This window comes from Ancylobacter sp., assembly GCF_965229075.1.
Classification (GTDB): Bacteria; Pseudomonadota; Alphaproteobacteria; order Rhizobiales; family Xanthobacteraceae; genus Ancylobacter.
Genome location: NZ_CBDDIO010000002.1, coordinates 467,581 through 485,116 on the forward strand (window position 1 = coordinate 467,581; position 17,536 = coordinate 485,116).

A 17,536-nucleotide genomic window follows, 5' to 3' on the forward strand; every position below is an offset into this window, starting at 1 on the left:
TGGGGTGAGGGGCTACTGGCGCGTCCGCCCCCTCACCCGGCCGCTGCGCGACCGACCTCTCCCCGTCGGGGAGAGGTGAAGCGCGTCACACCAGCATCTTGCCTTCCTCGTCGATGGCCTCGTCCAGCGCCTCGGGATGATCGGGGAGGATCATCTCGTTATGCGGCTTGCCCGAGGGGATCATCGGCAGGCAGTTCTCCATCTTGTCGACCAGGCAGTCGAACAGCACCGGCCGGTTGACGGAGATCATCTCGTGGATCGCCCCGTCGAGATCGGCCGGGTTGGAGCAGCGAATGCCGACGCCGCCATAGGCTTCCGCCAGCTTGACGAAGTCCGGCAGCGATTCCGAATAGGAATGCGAGTAGCGCCCGCCATGCAGCAGGTCCTGCCACTGGCGCACCATGCCCATATATTCGTTGTTCAGCACGAAAATCTTCACCGGCAGGTTGAACTGCAGCGCGGTGGACATTTCCTGCAGGCACATCTGGATCGAGGCTTCGCCGGCAATGTCGATGACGAGGCTCTCGGGATGGGCCACCTGCGCGCCGATCGCCGCCGGCAGGCCATAGCCCATGGTGCCGAGACCGCCGGAGGTCATCCAGCGGTTCGGCTCCTCGAAATGGAAGTGCTGCGCCGCCCACATCTGGTGCTGGCCGACCTCGGTGGTGATGTAGACATCCTTGTCCTTCACCTGGTCGTACAGCGCCTTGATCGCCTGCTGCGGCTTGATGATGCGGTCGGAAGCCTTGAAGGCCAGCGACTTGCGGGCGCGCCACTTGTCGATCTGGCCCCACCAGCCGGCGATGGCCTTGCGGTCCGGCTCGGCCTTCATCGCGCGCCACATGGTCAGCATGTCTTCCAGCACATGCTTCACGTCGCCGATGATCGGCAGGTCGACCTTGATGTTCTTGTTGATCGAGGACGGGTCGATGTCGATGTGGATCTTCTTCGAGCCCGGCGAGAAGGCGTCGACGCGGCCGGTGATGCGGTCGTCGAAGCGCGCGCCGATGCAGACCATGACGTCGCAATCATGCATCGCCATGTTGGCTTCATAGGTGCCGTGCATGCCCAGCATGCCCAGCCACTGCTTGTCGGAGGCCGGGAAGGCGCCGAGGCCCATCAGCGTCGAGGTCACGGGATAGCCCGACAGCCGCGCGAATTCGCGCAGCAGCCGGCTCGCCTCCGGGCCGGAATTGATCACGCCGCCGCCGGTGTAGAGGATCGGGCGCTTGGCCTTGGCCAGCATCTCCACCGCGGTCTTGATCTTATCCGGGTCGCCCTTCAGGCGCGGCTGATAGGTGCGGTGCTGGATGTTCTCCGGCCCGACATACATGCCCTTGGCGAACTGCACGTCCTTCGGGATGTCGACGACGACCGGACCCGGACGCCCGTTCTGCGCGACATAGAACGCCTCATGCATGACGCGGGCGAGGTCGTTGATGTCGCGGACGAGGTAGTTGTGCTTGGTGCAGGGCCGGGTGATGCCGACCGTGTCGCACTCCTGGAAGGCGTCCGAGCCGATGAGATGGGTCGGAACCTGGCCGGTGATGCAGACGAGCGGAATGGAATCGAGCAGCGCGTCGGTGAGGCCGGTCACCGCATTGGTGGCGCCGGGGCCGGAGGTGACGAGCACCACGCCCACCTTGCCGGAGGAGCGGGCATAGCCCTCCGCCATGTGCACCGCCCCCTGCTCGTGGCGCACGAGAATGTGCTTCACCTGGTTCTGGTGGAACATGGCGTCATAGATCGGCAGCACCGCGCCGCCGGGATAGCCGAACATGTGCTCGACGCCCTGATCGATCAGGGCCTGCATCACCATTTCGGCGCCGGTCATCTCGCGCATCATGGTCTTTTTCCTTCCACGCTCGTCGTGTCTTGCGTCGTTTCGGAACAGCCCCGGGGAGGGCCAGAAAATCAAAAGGCCCCGTCAGGGGCCCGTCGCGCGTCACCGTTGAGCGGAGCAGCCGTCAGGCAAACTCCGCGGCGACGCGCCGTCCTACGATAAGGGTAATAATCTTGCGCATTCCGGCGCCACTCCTTCGTAAAGTTGCGCGACCTCTACAGCCACGCCGCGCAGGCGTCAAGCACATGGGCACGACCGCGCGAAGATTGTAGGAGAATAGCGCACTTTTCGCGGCGGATGAACGCCGCTATACCCCCGCAGTGCAACAGGAGCAGGCGATCCTATGACGCAGATGCGGCTCGTCGTCGTCGGGGCCTCGGGCCGCATGGGCCGGGTGCTGGTGCGTGCCATCAGCGAGGCGGCAGATCTCGTCCTCGTCGGCGCGGTGGACCAGCCCGGCAGTGAATATCTCGGCCGCGATGCGGGCGAACTCGCCGGCCTGCCGGCGCTCGGCCTCAAAGTATCGGACGATCCGCTGCCGCTCTTCGCGGCCGCCGATGGGGTGATCGACTTCACCATTCCCGCCGCCAGCGTCGCCTATGCCGCCTTCGCCGCGCAGGCGCGCATTGTCCATGTCATCGGCACGACAGGCTTTTCCGCGGAGGACGAGGCGAAGATCGCCGCCGCCGCCCGCCATGCCGTCATCGTGCGTTCCGGCAATATGAGCCTCGGCGTCAATCTGCTGGCGGCGCTGGTGCGGCGCGTGGCACGCACGCTGGACGAGGATTTCGACATCGAAATCGTCGAGATGCACCATAACCGCAAGATCGACGCGCCCTCCGGCACCGCCCTGCTGCTGGGCGAGGCCGCCGCGCAGGGCCGCGGCGTCACCCTGCAGGAAGCCGGCGTCTTCACCCGCCACGGCCACACCGGCGCGCGCAAGCCGGGCGATATCGGCTTTGCCACGCTGCGCGGCGGCACGGTGGTGGGCGACCATAACGTCATCTTCGCCGGGGCCGGCGAGCGGATCGAACTGGCGCACCGCGCCGAAGATCGCGGCATCTTCGCCCGCGGCGCGCTCGCCGCCGCCCGCTGGGCGCGCGGGCGCAAGCCCGGCCTCTATTCCATGACCGATGTCCTCGGCCTCACCGATTTCTGATCCAGCCGGAGAACGACCCGATGTCCGAACGCCTTCTCGTGCTCGTGCGCCACGGCCAGAGCGAGTGGAACCTCAAGAACCTGTTCACCGGCTGGCGCGACCCGGACCTTACCGCCCTCGGCGTTGAAGAGGCCAAGAAGGCCGGCGCGCGGCTGAAGGCGGAGGGCTACCAGTTCGACCTCGCCTTCACCTCGCAGCTGTCGCGGGCGCAGAAGACGCTCGACCTCGCGCTCAAGGAGCTCGGCCAGACCGGCCTGCCCATCACCCGCGACCTCGCGCTGAACGAGCGCGACTATGGCGACCTCTCCGGCCTCAACAAGGACGATGCCCGCGCCAAATGGGGCGAGGAGCAGGTGCATGTCTGGCGCCGTTCCTATGACGTGCCCCCGCCCGGCGGCGAGAGCCTGAAGGACACGGTGGCCCGTGCCCTGCCCTATTACGTCACCGAGATTCTGCCGAAGGTGATGCAGGGCAACCGCGTTCTGGTCGCCGCCCATGGCAATTCGCTGCGTGCGCTGATCATGGTGCTGGAGAAGCACTCGCCCGAGAGCATCATGAAGCGCGAACTCGCCACCGGCGCGCCGGTGATCTATCGGCTGAAGGCCGACACGACGGTCGAGAGCGTCACCGACCTCGCCGGCTGAGTCTTCCACCCGCACTGTGCGGCCGGCGCGCCTCAAGACCGCGCCGGCCTTGCCCTAACGCCCAGCAGACCCATATGACCAGCGTGAAGACGACTTCCCCCACTCCGGGAACCCAGGCGGGACGGCCCGAGGCCAAGGGGAGGACCGTCATGCGCGGCACCGCCGACCGCATCCGTCACGTCATCAGCTTCGAAATCGTCGCCCTGTCGATCATCACCCCGCTCGGGGCGTGGGTGTTCGGCGTGCCGATGCTGGACATGGGCGCGGTGGGCGCCGGCGCGGCGCTGATCGCCGCCGGCTGGAACTATGTGTTCAATCTCGGCTTCGACCACGCGCTGGCGCGCCTGCGCGGCTCGGTGCGCAAGACGCTGGCGCTGCGGATGCTGCACGCCCTGCTGTTCGAGGCCGGCCTCGTGCTCGTCCTCGTGCCCTTCGTCGCCTGGTATCTCGGCGTCGGCCTGTACGAGGCCTTTCTGATGGATCTGGCGCTGACGGTGTTCTTCCTCGTCTACGCCTTCCTGTTCAACTGGGCCTATGATGCCCTGTTCCCGCTGCCGGAACCCCGCCACCCGGCGGCCGCCGCTCCGCGCTGACGCCGGACCGGGGGTGCGGGTCAGCCCTTTGTGAGCTGGCCGGCTTCCCAGCCGAGAATGGCGCGCTTGCGGGTGAGCCCCCAGTGATAGCCGGTGAGATCGCCGTTCTTGCCAAGCACGCGGTGGCAGGGCACGACGAAGGACATCGGGTTCTTGCCCACCGCCGCGCCGATGGCGCGCGCCGCCTTCGGCTTTTCCACGCATTGGGCGATGCTGGAATAGGTGGTGGCCTTGCCGAGCGGAATGCGCATCAGCGTCTCCCACACCTTCACCTCGAAATCGGTGCCGATGAAGACGATGCGCAGCGGATCGTCCGGACTCCAGGTGCCACGGTCGAAGATGCGCGCCGCATAGGGGGCGGTGGCGATGGGGTCCTCGATATAGAGCGCGTTCGGCCAGCGCCGGCGCATGTCGGCGAGCGCGGCGTCCTCCTCGCCCTCATCGGCGAAGGCGAGGCCGCACAGGCCGCGCGGCGTCACCATGGCGAGCGCGGCGCCGAAGGGCGAGGCGTGGAAGCCATAGCGCACCACCAGCCCGGCGCCGCCGGTCTTCCACTCGCCGGGCGACATGGATTCGTGCACCACGAACAGATCGTGCAGCCGCCCCGGGCCGGACAGGCCGAGCTCATAGGCGGCGTCGAGCACATTGTCGGATTCGGTCAGCACCCGCCGTGCGGCGTCGATGGTCACCGCCTGCAGGAAGTCTTTCGGGGTGAGGCCGCACCAGCGGCGGAACAGATCGGTCAGCGCGCGCGGATGCACGCCGGAGGCGCGGGCGATCTCCTCCACCTCCGGCTGGTCGCGGAAGCGCAGATTCACATATTCCACCGCGCGGCGAACGATTTCATAATCCGCGGCAGCGATTTCCAGGGGGTGGGCGGCGTCGAGATTGGGCGCGAGCACGGGCGTTCTCCTCAAGCTGCCTCTATCCGACCACGCCCGACGCGGGCAGGCCACCCGATTTCGACGGCGGCGTCAGACGGCGGAGCGCGCCACGCCGCGCTTGGCCTCGGCGAGCGCGCGCGCCAAACTCTCCGCCAGTTCCTCGCGCTGCGCCGTGTGCAGGAAGCTGCCGATCACATAGGGCCGGCCGCGCATTTCCAGCGCCAGGCGCTGCACGCCGAAATCCTCGATCGCGTCGCAGGTCAGCCGGGTCCAGAGTGGGTTCAGTTCCTCGCGATATTCCGTGCCGTCCGCCGCGACATGGCGCAACCGGATGACGCTCGGCGTCACGGTGATTTCCTCGCAGGCGCGGGCGGCACGGTAATTCAGCCGGAACCCCCACCAGATCGCCAGCACGTCGAGCCCGAAAAGGCCGAACACCGGCCAGGCGCCCATCATCAGGAAGGCGAGGCCGCAGACGAAGCTGATGCCGGCAATGATGCCCATCACCACCAGAAAGCCCTGCGGCCCGAGCGAGCGGTGCGGCTGGTAGCGCACGGAAAACAGCTCCGGCTCGTCGAAGCCGGCGCCCTCATTGGGAAAGGCGGTATTGGCAGCGCTCATGGGCCCGCATTATAGGTCGAAAATGGCGGATGAGGATAAGGATTCGGTGCGACCCAGTGCGCGCCCGCGCAAGCGGCCGGCGGCAAAGGCGCGCCCCGCCGCGCCCGCCCTGGTGCGCGGCGGCAAGGCCGCCCCCCGAGCCGCGAAAACCAAAGCCGCCGTCGCGGTACTGGAAGAGCAAGCGGCGACCCGCCCCACCCGCCGGCGCGCCGTGGCCAATGCGGCGGCGGCCGCCATCGGCGGCGCGTTCCGGCCGTGGAGCGACGCGGAAATCGTCACCGCCTTCACCCGGTTCGAGGCCGCCAACCCGCATCCCGAAGGCGAATTGGAGCATCACGACCCCTTCACTTTGCTGGTGGCGGTGGTGCTCTCGGCGCAGGCCACCGATGCCGGCGTCAACAAGGCAACGCGCGGCCTGTTCAAGGCCGCCCCCACGCCGGCGGCCATGGTGGCGCTGGGCGAGGAAGGCGTGGCGCAGCACATCCGCACCCTCGGCCTCTATCGCGGCAAGGCGAAAAACGTGGTCGAACTCTCCCGTCGCCTCCTCGCCGAGCATGGCGGCGAGGTGCCCGCCGACCGCGCCGTGCTGGAGACCTTGCCGGGCGTCGGCCGCAAGACGGCGAATGTGGTGCTCAACATCGCCTTCGGCCTGCCGACCATCGCCGTCGACACGCATCTGTTCCGCATCGCCAACCGCACCGGGCTGGCGCCGGGCAAGACGCCGCTGGAGGTGGAACTAGGGCTGGAGCGCATCATTCCCGACCGCTTCAAGCTGCACGCGCATCACTGGCTGATCCTGCACGGGCGCTATGTCTGCAAGGCGCTGAAGCCGGACTGCCCGCGCTGCCTAATCGCCGATCTGTGCCGCTGGCCCGAGAAGACCCCGGCCTGACGCTCAGCTCTGCCGCGAGAGCCGCTTGTGCAGCCGCACCATGAAGATCGTCGCGAACACCGGGGTGACGAGGTTGAGGATCGGCACCGACACCACGGCGGCGATCGCCAGCCCGCCGAGGAAGATCGCGCCCGCATGGTGGCGGCGCAACAGCGCCACCTCATCCTCGCTGCGGTAGCGCATGGCCGCGAGCTGGAAATATTCCCGGCCGAGCAGATAGCCATTGGCGACATAGAACACGACGAGGTTCACCCCCGGCACGAGCAGGAGGAGCAGCGCCACCAGGTTCACCGCCAGCATGACGCCGAAGAACTTCACGGTCAGCCAGAGCGAGCGGGCAATTGGCAGCGCCTGCCCCTCCGGCTCCAGCGGAAAGTGATTGCGCTCCACCTGCGCGGCGACATCGTCGAGGAACAGGCCGGCGACCAGCGAGGTCACCGGCGGCACCAGGAAAATCGCGCCGATGAAGATGCCGAAGGCGGCGAGAATATCGATGGTGATCTCGGCCCAGCGCAGATCCAGCGTGACGAAATAGGTCAGCGCGTAATGCGCCCCAACGCCGAGCGCGATCAAGAGCCCGATGGCGAGGCCGACCGAGCGCAGCAGCACGCGGCGATAATCCGGCGAAAAAGTCTGGGCGAAGGCCGTGATCGCGTCCCGCAGCATCGAATTCCCCTTTGGCGACCGCCCCTAGGTAGGGCGCCCGACCCCGCCGCTCAAGCCGCGCCGGCGGGACGGCCGGCGGCGCGGGCAAGTTCGGGCTTGATTCCCGCGACGCACCTGTGAGTCCCGATTCGTTCTCCACGAACAAAACATGATTCAGCGCAAGCCTTTAGCCGGCATCTCCCCTACTCGCGGCAGCCATGGCGGCCGGCGCCTTCGCCTGCCCGGCCGGTCATGCTAGCCTGCCCGCCTCATCGCATGAGTACCCGCCTTATGACCCGAACGCGCCCTGGCGGCACGCTGAACCGCCGCCACTTCCTCGCTGCCGCCTCGGCCGCTCTGCTGCCGACACCGGCCCTCGCCCAAGCCGGGGCCAGCGATGTCGATGTCGTCATCATTGGCGGCGGCGCGGCGGGCATCGCCGCCGCCCGCCGGGTCGCCGAGGCCAAGCGCTCCTATGTGCTGCTGGAGGCCGGTCCACGTCTGGGTGGGCGGGCCCGCACCGAGAGCGCCTTCGGGCTCAAGGTCGATCTCGGCGCCAGCGGCTTCGCCGGCGACGACGGACCGCTGGGTGCCAGCGCGCTGGCGGCCGGGCAGACGCTCGTTCCCCTACCCTCCGGGCGGCGCCTGTTCGCGGAAGGGCGCGAGGTGCGCGAAAGCGGCTATGACGCCTTCACCGCCACGCTGGGCGCGTCGCGGCGGGACATGCTCGCGGCCATCGAGGGCGGCAAGGATATGGCGGCGGCGCAGGCCCTCGCCAGTGCCCCGCCGCCGGTGAAGGGCACACCCGGCTCGGGCGGGCCGTGGGCCGCCACGGTGGCGCAGTTTCTGGGTCCCCTGAGCTGCGGGCGCACCCTCGCCGCTCTCTCGGCGCTCGATCTCGCCCGGCGGGACGCCCGGCCGGACGACACGACGAGCCCCTTCGGTGTCGGCGCGCTGATGGAAGCGCTCGGCGCCTGGGTGAATGTGCAGAGGGACGCGCCGGTCACGCTCATCACCAATGGCGGACGCTTCCACAGCGTGACCGTGCGTGGGCAGCGCACGCCGATCCGCGCCCGCGCCATCGTGCTCGCCGTGCCGGCCCCGGTGCTGGCGGCGGGCGCGATCCGCTTCAACCCGGTGCTGCCGACACGGCTGGTGACCGCGCTACGGGCGATTCCCGCTGGCTATCTGGAACAGGTGGCGTTCCGCCTTGCCGGCAATCCGCTCGGCCTGCAGCCGAACGAAACCGTGCTGGCCAAGGCCAATGCCACCGTGCCGGCGCTGCTGCGCGGCCGCATCAATGGCGGCGAACTGCATGTGCTCACTTTCGGCGACGCGCCGGCCCGCGCCATTGCCGAGAAGGGGGCGGAGGCCGCCCTGCCGCTGGCGCAGGGCTGGCTGCGCGCCAACTTCCCCGGTGCGGAGACCGCGGTTTCGGAGGTGGTCGCCTCGCGCTGGGGGCAGGACCCGCTGATCCGCGGCGCGCTGAGCCCGGCTTTGCCCGGCCAGGGCGCGCAGCGCCGCGTCTTCACCGATACGGTGCAGAACCGCATTTTCCTGGCCGGCGACTATGTGCCGGAAAGCGGCTGGGGCACGCTGGCCGGCGCCTTCGCCTCCGGCGAGGCCGCCGCCGGCCGGGCGCTTCGGCTGTTTGGCGACGGGCCAGCCTAGACGCCAACCATCACTGTTTTACCGGCCGCAACGCCGACGACGTAAATCGCCTGCCGGATGTCGGACCCTCCCGGATCGGCCCTTCGGCCGTCCGGGATGGGCTTCGTCGCGTCAGCCGCGCAGCGTGGCGCCGGTCTTCTTCGCCACCTCGGCGACGATCTTCGCCGCCACCGCGTCGATCTCGGCATCGGTCAGCGTCTTCTCGCGCGGCTGCAGGGTGACGGACAGCGCCACCGACTTCTTGTCCGCGTCGATGCCCGGCCCCTCATAGAGGTCGAACACGTTCACGCCGGTTATCAGCTTGCGGTCGACGCCGGCCGCCGCCTTCACCATGTCGCCGGCGGCGACGCCCCGCGCCACCACGAAGGCGAAGTCGCGCTCCACCGGCTGGAAGGCGGCGAGTTCGAGCAGCGGCTTCACCCGCGTCGCCTTGGCCTTGGGCTCGGGAACGCGGTCGAGCAGCACCTCGAACGCCACCAGCGGGCCGGCGGCGTCGAGGGCCTCCAGCACCGAGGGGTGCAGTTCGCCGAAATGACCGATCACATTCGGGCCGAGCCGGAAGGTGCCGGAACGTCCGGGGTGGAACCAGGCGGGGGCGTCGGTCGATATCTGCAGATTCGCCACCGGCGCGCCGCAGGCGGCGAGCAGCGCCAGCGCGTCCGCCTTGGCGTCGAACGCATCGACGCCCGCCGCCTTGCCGGACCAATGCCGGCCGGCGCCGGTCGGCTTGGCGGTGGCGCGGCGGATGCCGGTCGCCGCAATGAACTGGTCCTGCGGGCGGTCGCCCTTGAACACCTGCCCGACCTCGAACAGCGCGACATCGCCGAAGCCGCGATCGGCATTGGCCTGCGCGGAACGCACCAGCCCCGGCAGCAGGCTCGGGCGCATGTCCGAGAGGTCGGCGGCGATGGGGTTGGCAAGCGCGAGCGCCGGCTGGCCGCCGCCGAACATCTCCGCCTGCGGCTTCGGCACGAAGGACCAGGTGACGGCTTCCACCAGCCCGCGCGCGGCGAGCGCACGCTTGGCCTTGCGGGTGCGAAGCTGCAGCGTGGTCAGCACCGGCTTGCGCGCGGTTTCGTCGCGCGGGAAAGGCAGCGAGGGAACGCGGTCGAGGCCGACGATGCGAATGACCTCTTCCACCAGATCCGCCTTGCCCTCGATGTCGCCGCGCCAGCTCGGCGGGGTGACGCGCACCGTGCCGGAGGCGCCCTCCACGGCGAAGCCGAGCGCCTTGAGCGTGTCGGTCTGTTCGGTCTCACTGGCGACCAGACCGGTCAGTCTTTCGGTCAGTTCCAGCGGGAAGTCGATCACCCTCGTGGTGTCGGGAATCGCGCCCGCCAGCACGATGTCGGAAGCCTCGCCGCCGCACAGATCGAGGATGAGCCGCGTCGCCAGTTCCAGCCCGGGCACGGTGAACGCAGGGTCGATGCCGCGCTCGAAACGGAAGCGGGCATCGGAATTCAGCCCCAGCTTGCGGCCGGTCTGGGCGATGTTGATCGGCTCCCACAACGCAGATTCGACAAGAACGTCAACGGTTTCGGCGTCGCAGCCCGACTCCTCGCCGCCCATCACGCCGGCGAGCGATTCCACGCCCTTGTCGTCGGCGATGACGCACATGGTGGCGTCGAGCGCATAGGTCTTGCCGTCGAGTGCCAGCAGGCTCTCGCCCGCCCGCGCGCGGCGCACGACGAGATTGCCGTGCACCCTCGCCGCGTCGAAGACATGCAGCGGCCGGTTCTGGTCGAAGGTGAGCAGGTTGGTGACATCGACCAAAGCATTGATCGGCCTAAGCCCAACAGCCCGCAGCTTGGCCTGCAGCCACTCCGGCGACAGGCCGTTTTTGACCCCGCGCACCAGCCGCAGCGCGAAGGCCGGGCACGGGGCGTCCTCGGTGATGGTGACGGAGACCGGGCAAGGATAAGTGCCCGGCACCGGGGCGATCGCGTCTTCCACCAGCCGGCCGAGACCGGCGGCGGCGAGGTCGCGGGCGATGCCGTGCACGCCGAGCGCATCGGCCCGGTTCGGCGTCACCGCGATCTCGATGACGGGATCATCAAGGCCAATCCAATCGACATAAGTAGCGCCCACCGGGGCGTCATCCGGCAGGTCGATGATGCCGTCATGATCTTCCGACAGCTGAAGCTCGGCGGCCGAGCACAGCATGCCCCGGCTCTCCACGCCGCGAATCGAGCCGATGCCGAGCGTGATATCCTTGCCGGGAATATAGGTGCCGGGCGGGGAGAACACGCTCTTCATGCCGGTGCGGGCGTTCGGCGCGCCGCACACCACCTGCACCGGGTCGCCGGCCCCGGTGTCAACGAGGCACACGCGCAGCTTGTCCGCGTTGGGGTGCTGAACGGCGGAGAGGACATAGGCGATGGTGAAGCCCTTGAGCTTGGCCGCCTTGTCCTCGACGCCTTCCACTTCCAGCCCGATGCGGTTGAGCGCGCCGGTAACGTCATCGAGCCCATAGTCGCCGGAAAGATGCTCGCGCAGCCAGGAGAGGGTGAATTTCATCGGACAAGCCCTTTGTCAGGCGTCATCCCGGCCGCAGCGAAGCGGAGAGCCGGGATCGTATTGGGACGATTGAGGCGCGGAAGGCGGTCCCGGATTAGCCAATCGCCATCCGGGAGACGGATCAGGCCGAAAGCCCACCCGCCAGTGTCGGGAAGTCGAGCGGGCGGAAGCCGTAATGGGCGAGCCAGCGGACATCGGCCTCGAAGAAGGCGCGCAAATCCGGCATGCCATATTTCAGCATGGCGATGCGGTCGATGCCCATGCCCCAGGCGAAGCCCTGATACTCGTCCGGATCCAGCCCGCAATTGCGCAGCACGTTCGGGTGCACCATGCCGCAGCCGAGAATCTCCAGCCAGTCCGAGCCCTCGCCGAAGCGAATCTCGCCCGGGCGCGAGCGGTCGCACTGAATGTCCACTTCCATGGACGGCTCGGTGAAGGGGAAGAAGGACGGGCGGAACCGCATCTTCACATTGTCCACCTCGAAGAACGCCTTGCAGAACTCTTCGAGAATCCATTTGAGGTGGCCGAGATTCGAACCCTTGTCGATGACAAGGCCCTCGACCTGGTGGAACATCGGCGTGTGGGTCTGGTCGCTGTCCGAGCGATAGGTGCGGCCGGGGCAGATGACGCGGATCGGCGGCTTCTTCGACAGCATGGTGCGCACCTGCACCGGCGAGGTGTGGGTGCGCAGCACCAGGCGCGAGCCGTCTTCCTTCGTCGGCAGATAGAAGGTGTCGTGCATCTCGCGCGCCGGGTGTCCTTCGGGGAAGTTCAGCGCGGTGAAGTTGTGGAAATCGTCCTCGATGTCCGGGCCTTCCGCCACCGCGAAGCCCATATCGGCGAAAATGGCGGTGAGTTCGTCGATCACCTGGCTGATCGGGTGCAGGCGCCCCTGCTCGGCCGGGGTCTCGCGCACGGGAAGGGTGACATCCACCCGTTCGGTCTCCAGGCGCTTGGCCAGCGCGGCGGCCTTGAGGTCGGCGCGGCGAGCGGCGAGCGCCTCGTTCAGCCGGTCGCGCAGGCCGTTAATGGCCGGGCCGGCGCTCTTGCGCTCTTCCGGACTCATTCCCCCGAGGCTCTTGAGCAGTTCGGACACCGAGCCCTTCTTGCCCAGCGCGGCGACGCGGATCGCCTCCAGCGCCGGCTCGTCCGCCGCACCCGCAATGCCAGCGGCCAGTTCGCGCTCCAGCGCGTCGAGATCGGGAAGGGCGGCAACGGACATATCGAATCCTCGGCGGCAAGGCGGTGTGGACGGAAGGATGGGCAGAGCGGAAGCAAGGGCCTCCTTCTGCCTGCCGTCATCCTGAGGTGCAAACGCGGTGAGCCCCGAAGGAGGACGGCGCGAGAGGATGACGGCAGCTGGAGCGTGGTCTCATAGCCGAGCCGCTCCAACGCGAAAAGCCCCAACGCTTGCGCGCGGGGCTTTCCAGCTTTCGGTCCCGGCGGTTCGGGAAGGTCAGGCGGCCTGCTTTTCCAGCGCGGCCTTGGCCTGCTCGACCAGCGCCGCGAAGGCGGCGGGCTCGTGGATGGCAATATCCGAGAGCACCTTGCGGTCGACCTCGATCCCGGCCTTGCCGAGACCGTCGATAAATCGGCCATAGGTGAAGCCGAGCTCGCGGGTCGCGGCGTTGATGCGCTGGATCCAGAGCGCGCGGAAATTGCGCTTCTTCACCTTACGGTCGCGATAGGCGTATTGCTGCGCCTTTTCGACGGCCTGCTTCGCGACGCGGATGGTATTCTTGCGGCGGCCGAAATAGCCCTTCGCAGCCTTCAGCACCTTCTTGTGCTTGGCGTGGGAAGTGACGCCGCGTTTGACACGTGCCATGGGGAAATCTCCTGGGACTGGCTAGGGGGCGTCAGCCGTTGGGCAGAAAGAACTTGCGAACGTTGAAGGCATCACGCTCGGACATGACCGTGGTGCCGCGCTGGTCGCGGATCTGCTTGTTGGTGCGCTTGATCATGCCGTGGCGCTTATTGGCCTGGGCCATGATCACCTTGCCGGTGCCGGAGAGCTTGAAGCGCTTCTTCGCTCCGGACTTGGTCTTCATCTTGGGCATTTGGCTCGATCTCCGCAGCCGGCGGCGCTCCCACGAGGGGATGTCCCGGCCCAATCTAGTGTGAGCGTTCGAACCGCCACGGCAGCCCTTGTAGCCGGGCGGTTCTTGAAGGCCGCACCCTCTACAGCAGAGGCGGCATTATTTCAAGTCGGTGACGGCGAAGACCCGACGGTGTGGATACCGCCGGGCCGTTCTTCGTCAGATATTGCAGCCGGGCGCACCCGGCGCGCACGGCGCCTGCCCCTGCGGGGGACGCCCCCCCGGCGGCGGACCGCCCTGTGGCGGCCGGCCGGCACCAGGACCGCCCGGCCCACCCGGGCCACCAAAGCCGGGACCACCGGGAATACCGGGACGCCCCGGACCACCGGGATTACCCGGTCCCCCGGGACCGCCAGGCCCACCGGGCTTGCCGGGGCCGCCCCAGCCGGGGCCGCCCGGTCCGCCGGGACCGCCAGGGCCACCCGGCTTGCCGGGACCACCCCAACCGGGACCACCGGGACCGCCCGGACCGCCAGGGCCGCCGGGCTTGCCGGGACCGCCCCAACCGGGACCGCCGGGATTACCTGGACCACCCGGACCGCCAGGACCGCCGGGCTTGCCGGGACCGCCCCAACCGGGGCCACCGGGGCCGCCCGGTCCGCCGGGACCGCCAGGGCCACCCGGCTTGCCGGGACCGCCCCAACCGGGACCGCCGGGATTACCTGGACCACCCGGACCGCCAGGACCGCCGGGCTTGCCGGGACCGCCCCAACCGGGGCCACCGGGGCCGCCCGGTCCGCCGGGACCGCCAGGGCCACCCGGCTTGCCGGGACCGCCCCAACCGGGACCGCCGGGATTACCTGGACCACCCGGACCGCCAGGACCGCCGGGCTTGCCGGGACCGCCCCAACCAGGACCACCCGGACCACCCGGTCCTCCGGGACCGCCAGGCTTGCCGGGACCACCCCAACCGGGACCACCGGGACCGCCAGGGCCGCCCGGCTTGCCGGGACCGCCCCAGCCGGGACCGCCCGGACCGCCAGGGCCGCCGGGCTTGCCGGGGCCACCCCAACCGGGACCGCCAGGACCACCGGGGCCACCGGGTCGACCCGGCGCACCCCAGCCGGGATGGCCGGGCCCCCAGTTCGGCGGACGCGGGCCCCACCCGCCGGGAGGCGGAGGTCCCCAGCCGCCCGGCGGCGGCGGGCCCCAGCCCGGCCCTGGGCCCGGATAAGGCCCCGGCCGATAGGGGGGGCCCCAGCGGTCATAGGTCGAATACCAGGGCCGCCCGCGGTAATAGCGGCCCCAATAATCATTGAAGCTGAAAGCGACGATCGGCACGCCGATGGTTGGGGCGTAGTCGTAGAACTCGACACGCCGCCCGCGATAGACCGTTTCGATATACTGGGCAGCGACCCAGCCGCGCATGTCGTCAATGCCGACATCGCACCAGCTATAATCGCCAAGGCAGCCGAAAATGGCCAGCGGCGCCCCTTCGGCGAGCACCACCACCACGGGGTAATCCACACCGGGCCCCGCTCGCAAATTCACATTCGTCGTCACAAATCCGCGGTCCTGCGCGACCGCGGCACCCGCGAGCGCCAGCCACAGCAGGGCGCCCGCCACCATTCTCTTCATGAAAAACTCCCAAACGCCGCCGTTTCCGGGCAACGCCGACCAACGGCAAGGGGAGCCGCCAGTTGAGGCGGATTCATGTCTGCCCGAGGCTGAGGCCGACCGCAACGGAAGTTTATTTGCCGGCCCTTACCCGGGGCTTCCATTGCGTCACGTTGCGAAGCCGGCGCGAAGCGGACAGGATGCGCCCGCGCCGCCCCGGCGCCCGCCCACTGCTCATCGCCTCTTCCCCACGGATAAGCCTCATGTCATTCGGCACTTTGCTCGAAGCCTTCCTTCTCGGCCTTCTGGAAGGCTTTACCGAGTTCCTGCCCGTCTCCTCCACCGGCCATATCCTGCTCGCCGGGCACTTCCTCGGCTTCGAGAGCGAAGGCAAGGTGTTCGAGGTCGTCATCCAGCTCGGCGCCATCCTCGCCTTGCTCGTGGTCTATTTCCGCCGCTTCTTCGATGTGCTGATCACCCTGCCGACCAGCCCGCGCTCGCGCAATTTCGTGTTCGGCATTCTCATCGCCTTCCTGCCGGCGGCGGTCATCGGCGCCTTCGCCCACGGCTTCATCAAGAGCGTGCTGTTCGAGACGCCAGCGCTGATCTGCATCATGCTGATCCTCGGCGGGATCATTCTGCTCTGGGTGGACACGCTGAAGGTGAAGCCGGTGCACACCGACGCCATGGCCTTCCCGCCCCTGCTGGCGCTGAAGATCGGCTTCATTCAGTGCCTGGCCATGATTCCCGGCGTGTCGCGTTCGGGCTCCACCATTGTCGGTGGCCTGCTGCTCGGCGCCAGCAAGCCGGCCGCGGCCGAGTTCTCCTTCTTCCTCGCTCTGCCGACAATGACCGGCGCCTTCGCCTATGACCTCTACAAGAACCGCGACGCGCTCAATGCCGACGACATGACTCTCATCGCGGTGGGCTTCATCGCCGCCTTCATCGCCGCGCTGGCCGTGGTGCGTGGGCTTATCGCCTTCGTCTCGCGCCACGGCTTCGCACCGTTCGGCTGGTGGCGCATTGGCGTCGGCGGGGTGGGCCTGGTGGCGTTGGCGCTGGTGGGTTGAGATCCACGCACGCCGCATGAAAAAAGCCGCCGGCGCGGGCGCGCCGGCGGCTTTTCGTTGGCGGCGTCCGCGTGGATCAGGCGGCTTCCGGCCGGGAGAACTGGCCGGCCTTGCGGTAACGCCAGAGATAGCCGGGCAGGATGGCCCCGAGAGCGCTCGGCGTGATGCCGAGCCCTTCCAGGGTCCGCCCTTCCGCCTTGGCGGCGTCAGAGACCACATTGTCGTAGCCGAGGAGACGGACCTGATCGCGGGTCAGCAGCGGATTGGGCAGCATTTCGAGGAAGCGGGCGTTGAAGGCCGCGAGCCCCGCCGGCATCGGCAGCAGCAGGCGCTTGCGGTCGATCTCGGCCAGCAGCAGTTCCATCAGTTGCTTGAAGGTCAGCACTTCCGGCCCGCCGAGTTCATACACCGTGCCCGGCCGCGCCTGGCCGTCCACCGCGCGGGCGAACGCTTCGGCGACATCGCCGACGAATACGGGCTGGAAGCGCGTTCCGCCGCCGCCGATCAGCGGCAGCGCCGGGGACAGCCGCGCCATGGCGGCGAAGCGGTTGAAGAAATCGTCTTCCGGGCCGAAGACGATGGACGGGCGCATCACCACCGCGCCGGGAACGGCTTCCAGCGCCGCCGCCTCGCCCGCCGCCTTGCTGCGGGCATACAGCGCATCCGAATCAGCCGAGGCGCCGATGGCGGACATATGGATCAGCCGCGCGCCGACTTCACGCGCCGCCAGCGCCACCTGCCGCGCGCCGAAATTATGCACCGCCTCGAAGCTCTGGCGGCCGCTCTCATGCAGCACGCCCACGAGGTTGATCACCACTTCTGCGCCTTCCGCCGCCCGCAGCACGGAAGCGGGGTAGCGCAGATTGGCCTGGACGGGGGCGATCTGCCCAACGGCACCGAGCGGCTGGAGATGGCCTGCGAGGTCCGGCCGGCGCACCGCCACCCGCACCCGCCAGCCCAGCCGCGCCAAGGCGCGCACCACGTGGCGGCCGACAAAGCCGGAGCCGCCATAGATCGTCACCAGCCGTTCCATCGGCGCCGGGCGACGGGCCAGTTCAGCCTCGCTCTCCAGCGGCAGTTCCTTCGTGGTGTCGACCATGTGACGTCTCCCGGCCCGGCATTGGCATGCCACGACGATTAGCGCGCCGCTGCGGCAGCGTCCAGCGCTCCGCGTGAGAGCGGCGCGGGCTTTTGCGCGCAGGCCGGAGCGGAGGCACCGCGCGGCGGGCGCCGAAGTGGCGCCGCCGTCTGTGAGCGAGCCCGCGACAACCGATGAACGAGATTTCCACCGCTAGCTTGGCTCTTCTGTGAAAGGTGCGTTGACAAGAGGGAGTCCACCCGACT

At 68.7% G+C, this 17,536-nt stretch carries 16 protein-coding genes; 6 read left to right on the forward strand and 10 right to left on the reverse strand.

The genetic code is table 11. The features are described 5' to 3' along the window. Positions 1 to 85: 85 nt before the first annotated feature. Positions 86 to 1,846, reverse strand: coding sequence for an acetolactate synthase 3 large subunit (locus tag ACO07Z_RS08275; RefSeq protein WP_421698280.1), 1,761 nt, complete (start codon positions 1,844 to 1,846; stop codon positions 86 to 88). Positions 1,847 to 2,195: 349 nt separating this feature from the next. Between ACO07Z_RS08275 and dapB the strand changes: the two genes are divergently transcribed. The 3 genes from dapB (at position 2,196) to ACO07Z_RS08290 (ending at position 4,239) form a co-directional block, all read left to right on the forward strand. Then, a complete protein-coding gene (gene dapB / locus ACO07Z_RS08280; protein ID WP_421700776.1) occupies positions 2,196 to 3,002 on the forward strand; it encodes a 4-hydroxy-tetrahydrodipicolinate reductase in 807 nt (268 codons plus the stop codon). A 20-nt stretch (positions 3,003 to 3,022) separates the two neighbouring features. Beyond that, positions 3,023 to 3,646 carry a 2,3-bisphosphoglycerate-dependent phosphoglycerate mutase gene (locus ACO07Z_RS08285; protein ID WP_421698281.1) on the forward strand — a complete coding sequence of 208 codons (624 nt, stop codon included), beginning with the start codon at positions 3,023 to 3,025 and terminating at the stop codon, positions 3,644 to 3,646. Between the two features lie 149 nt (positions 3,647 to 3,795). Next, a complete protein-coding gene (locus ACO07Z_RS08290; protein WP_421698282.1) occupies positions 3,796 to 4,239 on the forward strand; it encodes a PACE efflux transporter in 444 nt (147 codons plus the stop codon). A gap of 20 nt (positions 4,240 to 4,259) precedes the next feature. Here the strand turns inward: ACO07Z_RS08290 and ACO07Z_RS08295 are convergent, their stop codons facing one another. Then, a complete protein-coding gene (locus tag ACO07Z_RS08295) occupies positions 4,260 to 5,141 on the reverse strand; it encodes a methylated-DNA--[protein]-cysteine S-methyltransferase (RefSeq protein WP_421698283.1) in 882 nt (293 codons plus the stop codon). Positions 5,142 to 5,213: 72 nt separating this feature from the next. Continuing rightward, positions 5,214 to 5,744: a DUF2244 domain-containing protein gene (locus tag ACO07Z_RS08300; RefSeq protein ID WP_421698284.1), complete on the reverse strand. Its 531-nt coding sequence runs from the start codon at positions 5,742 to 5,744 to the stop codon at positions 5,214 to 5,216. A 22-nt stretch (positions 5,745 to 5,766) separates the two neighbouring features. Here ACO07Z_RS08300 and nth point away from each other — a divergent pair, with 22 nt between their 5' ends. After that, positions 5,767 to 6,636 (forward strand): endonuclease III, encoded by an 870-nt coding sequence (gene nth, locus ACO07Z_RS08305; RefSeq protein ID WP_421698285.1) that lies wholly within the window; start codon positions 5,767 to 5,769, stop codon positions 6,634 to 6,636. 3 nt (positions 6,637 to 6,639) lie between these two features. On the opposite strand, the gene ACO07Z_RS08310 is transcribed toward nth, so the two are convergent. Further along, a complete protein-coding gene (locus tag ACO07Z_RS08310) occupies positions 6,640 to 7,302 on the reverse strand; it encodes a sulfate transporter family protein (RefSeq protein WP_421698286.1) in 663 nt (220 codons plus the stop codon). Positions 7,303 to 7,572: 270 nt separating this feature from the next. Between ACO07Z_RS08310 and ACO07Z_RS08315 the strand changes: the two genes are divergently transcribed. Beyond that, on the forward strand, positions 7,573 to 8,952 hold the full coding sequence (locus tag ACO07Z_RS08315; RefSeq protein WP_421698287.1) for a flavin monoamine oxidase family protein: 1,380 nt from the start codon (positions 7,573 to 7,575) through the stop codon (positions 8,950 to 8,952). Positions 8,953 to 9,063: 111 nt separating this feature from the next. Here the strand turns inward: ACO07Z_RS08315 and pheT are convergent, their stop codons facing one another. The 5 genes from pheT to ACO07Z_RS08340 form a co-directional block, all read right to left on the reverse strand. Continuing rightward, complete coding sequence (pheT, locus tag ACO07Z_RS08320) at positions 9,064 to 11,469, reverse strand: phenylalanine--tRNA ligase subunit beta (RefSeq protein ID WP_421698288.1); 2,406 nt, start codon at positions 11,467 to 11,469, stop codon at positions 9,064 to 9,066. Between the two features lie 121 nt (positions 11,470 to 11,590). Then, complete coding sequence (gene pheS / locus ACO07Z_RS08325; protein WP_307022213.1) at positions 11,591 to 12,691, reverse strand: phenylalanine--tRNA ligase subunit alpha; 1,101 nt, start codon at positions 12,689 to 12,691, stop codon at positions 11,591 to 11,593. A 234-nt stretch (positions 12,692 to 12,925) separates the two neighbouring features. Next, the gene (gene rplT / locus ACO07Z_RS08330) at positions 12,926 to 13,294 is read right to left on the reverse strand and encodes a 50S ribosomal protein L20 (protein ID WP_013165152.1); all 369 of its coding nucleotides are present in this window, start codon (positions 13,292 to 13,294) and stop codon (positions 12,926 to 12,928) included. A gap of 31 nt (positions 13,295 to 13,325) precedes the next feature. After that, positions 13,326 to 13,526, reverse strand: coding sequence for a 50S ribosomal protein L35 (gene rpmI, locus ACO07Z_RS08335; protein WP_091437955.1), 201 nt, complete (start codon positions 13,524 to 13,526; stop codon positions 13,326 to 13,328). Between the two features lie 198 nt (positions 13,527 to 13,724). Beyond that, complete coding sequence (locus ACO07Z_RS08340; RefSeq protein WP_421698289.1) at positions 13,725 to 15,143, reverse strand: SH3 domain-containing protein; 1,419 nt, start codon at positions 15,141 to 15,143, stop codon at positions 13,725 to 13,727. A gap of 242 nt (positions 15,144 to 15,385) precedes the next feature. Here ACO07Z_RS08340 and ACO07Z_RS08345 point away from each other — a divergent pair, with 242 nt between their 5' ends. Continuing rightward, complete coding sequence (locus ACO07Z_RS08345; protein ID WP_421698290.1) at positions 15,386 to 16,192, forward strand: undecaprenyl-diphosphate phosphatase; 807 nt, start codon at positions 15,386 to 15,388, stop codon at positions 16,190 to 16,192. Positions 16,193 to 16,268: 76 nt separating this feature from the next. Here ACO07Z_RS08345 and ACO07Z_RS08350 read toward each other — a convergent pair whose 3' ends face one another. Beyond that, the gene (locus ACO07Z_RS08350; RefSeq protein ID WP_421698291.1) at positions 16,269 to 17,291 is read right to left on the reverse strand and encodes a complex I NDUFA9 subunit family protein; all 1,023 of its coding nucleotides are present in this window, start codon (positions 17,289 to 17,291) and stop codon (positions 16,269 to 16,271) included. Between the last annotated feature and the right edge of the window lie 245 nt (positions 17,292 to 17,536).

Coding starts and splice junctions, on each gene's coding strand:
- ACO07Z_RS08275 (WP_421698280.1), bottom strand. CDS start 1,846: ATGATGCGCGAGATGACCGGCGCCGAAATGGTGATGCAGGCCCTGATC.
- dapB (WP_421700776.1), top strand. CDS start 2,196: ATGCGGCTCGTCGTCGTCGGGGCCTCGGGCCGCATGGGCCGGGTGCTG.
- ACO07Z_RS08285 (WP_421698281.1), top strand. CDS start 3,023: ATGTCCGAACGCCTTCTCGTGCTCGTGCGCCACGGCCAGAGCGAGTGG.
- ACO07Z_RS08290 (WP_421698282.1), top strand. CDS start 3,796: ATGCGCGGCACCGCCGACCGCATCCGTCACGTCATCAGCTTCGAAATC.
- ACO07Z_RS08300 (WP_421698284.1), bottom strand. CDS start 5,744: ATGAGCGCTGCCAATACCGCCTTTCCCAATGAGGGCGCCGGCTTCGAC.
- nth (WP_421698285.1), top strand. CDS start 5,767: ATGGCGGATGAGGATAAGGATTCGGTGCGACCCAGTGCGCGCCCGCGC.
- ACO07Z_RS08310 (WP_421698286.1), bottom strand. CDS start 7,302: ATGCTGCGGGACGCGATCACGGCCTTCGCCCAGACTTTTTCGCCGGAT.
- ACO07Z_RS08315 (WP_421698287.1), top strand. CDS start 7,573: ATGACCCGAACGCGCCCTGGCGGCACGCTGAACCGCCGCCACTTCCTC.
- pheT (WP_421698288.1), bottom strand. CDS start 11,469: ATGAAATTCACCCTCTCCTGGCTGCGCGAGCATCTTTCCGGCGACTAT.
- pheS (WP_307022213.1), bottom strand. CDS start 12,691: ATGTCCGTTGCCGCCCTTCCCGATCTCGACGCGCTGGAGCGCGAACTG.
- rplT (WP_013165152.1), bottom strand. CDS start 13,294: ATGGCACGTGTCAAACGCGGCGTCACTTCCCACGCCAAGCACAAGAAG.
- rpmI (WP_091437955.1), bottom strand. CDS start 13,526: ATGCCCAAGATGAAGACCAAGTCCGGAGCGAAGAAGCGCTTCAAGCTC.
- ACO07Z_RS08340 (WP_421698289.1), bottom strand. CDS start 15,143: ATGAAGAGAATGGTGGCGGGCGCCCTGCTGTGGCTGGCGCTCGCGGGT.
- ACO07Z_RS08345 (WP_421698290.1), top strand. CDS start 15,386: ATGTCATTCGGCACTTTGCTCGAAGCCTTCCTTCTCGGCCTTCTGGAA.
- ACO07Z_RS08350 (WP_421698291.1), bottom strand. CDS start 17,291: ATGGTCGACACCACGAAGGAACTGCCGCTGGAGAGCGAGGCTGAACTG.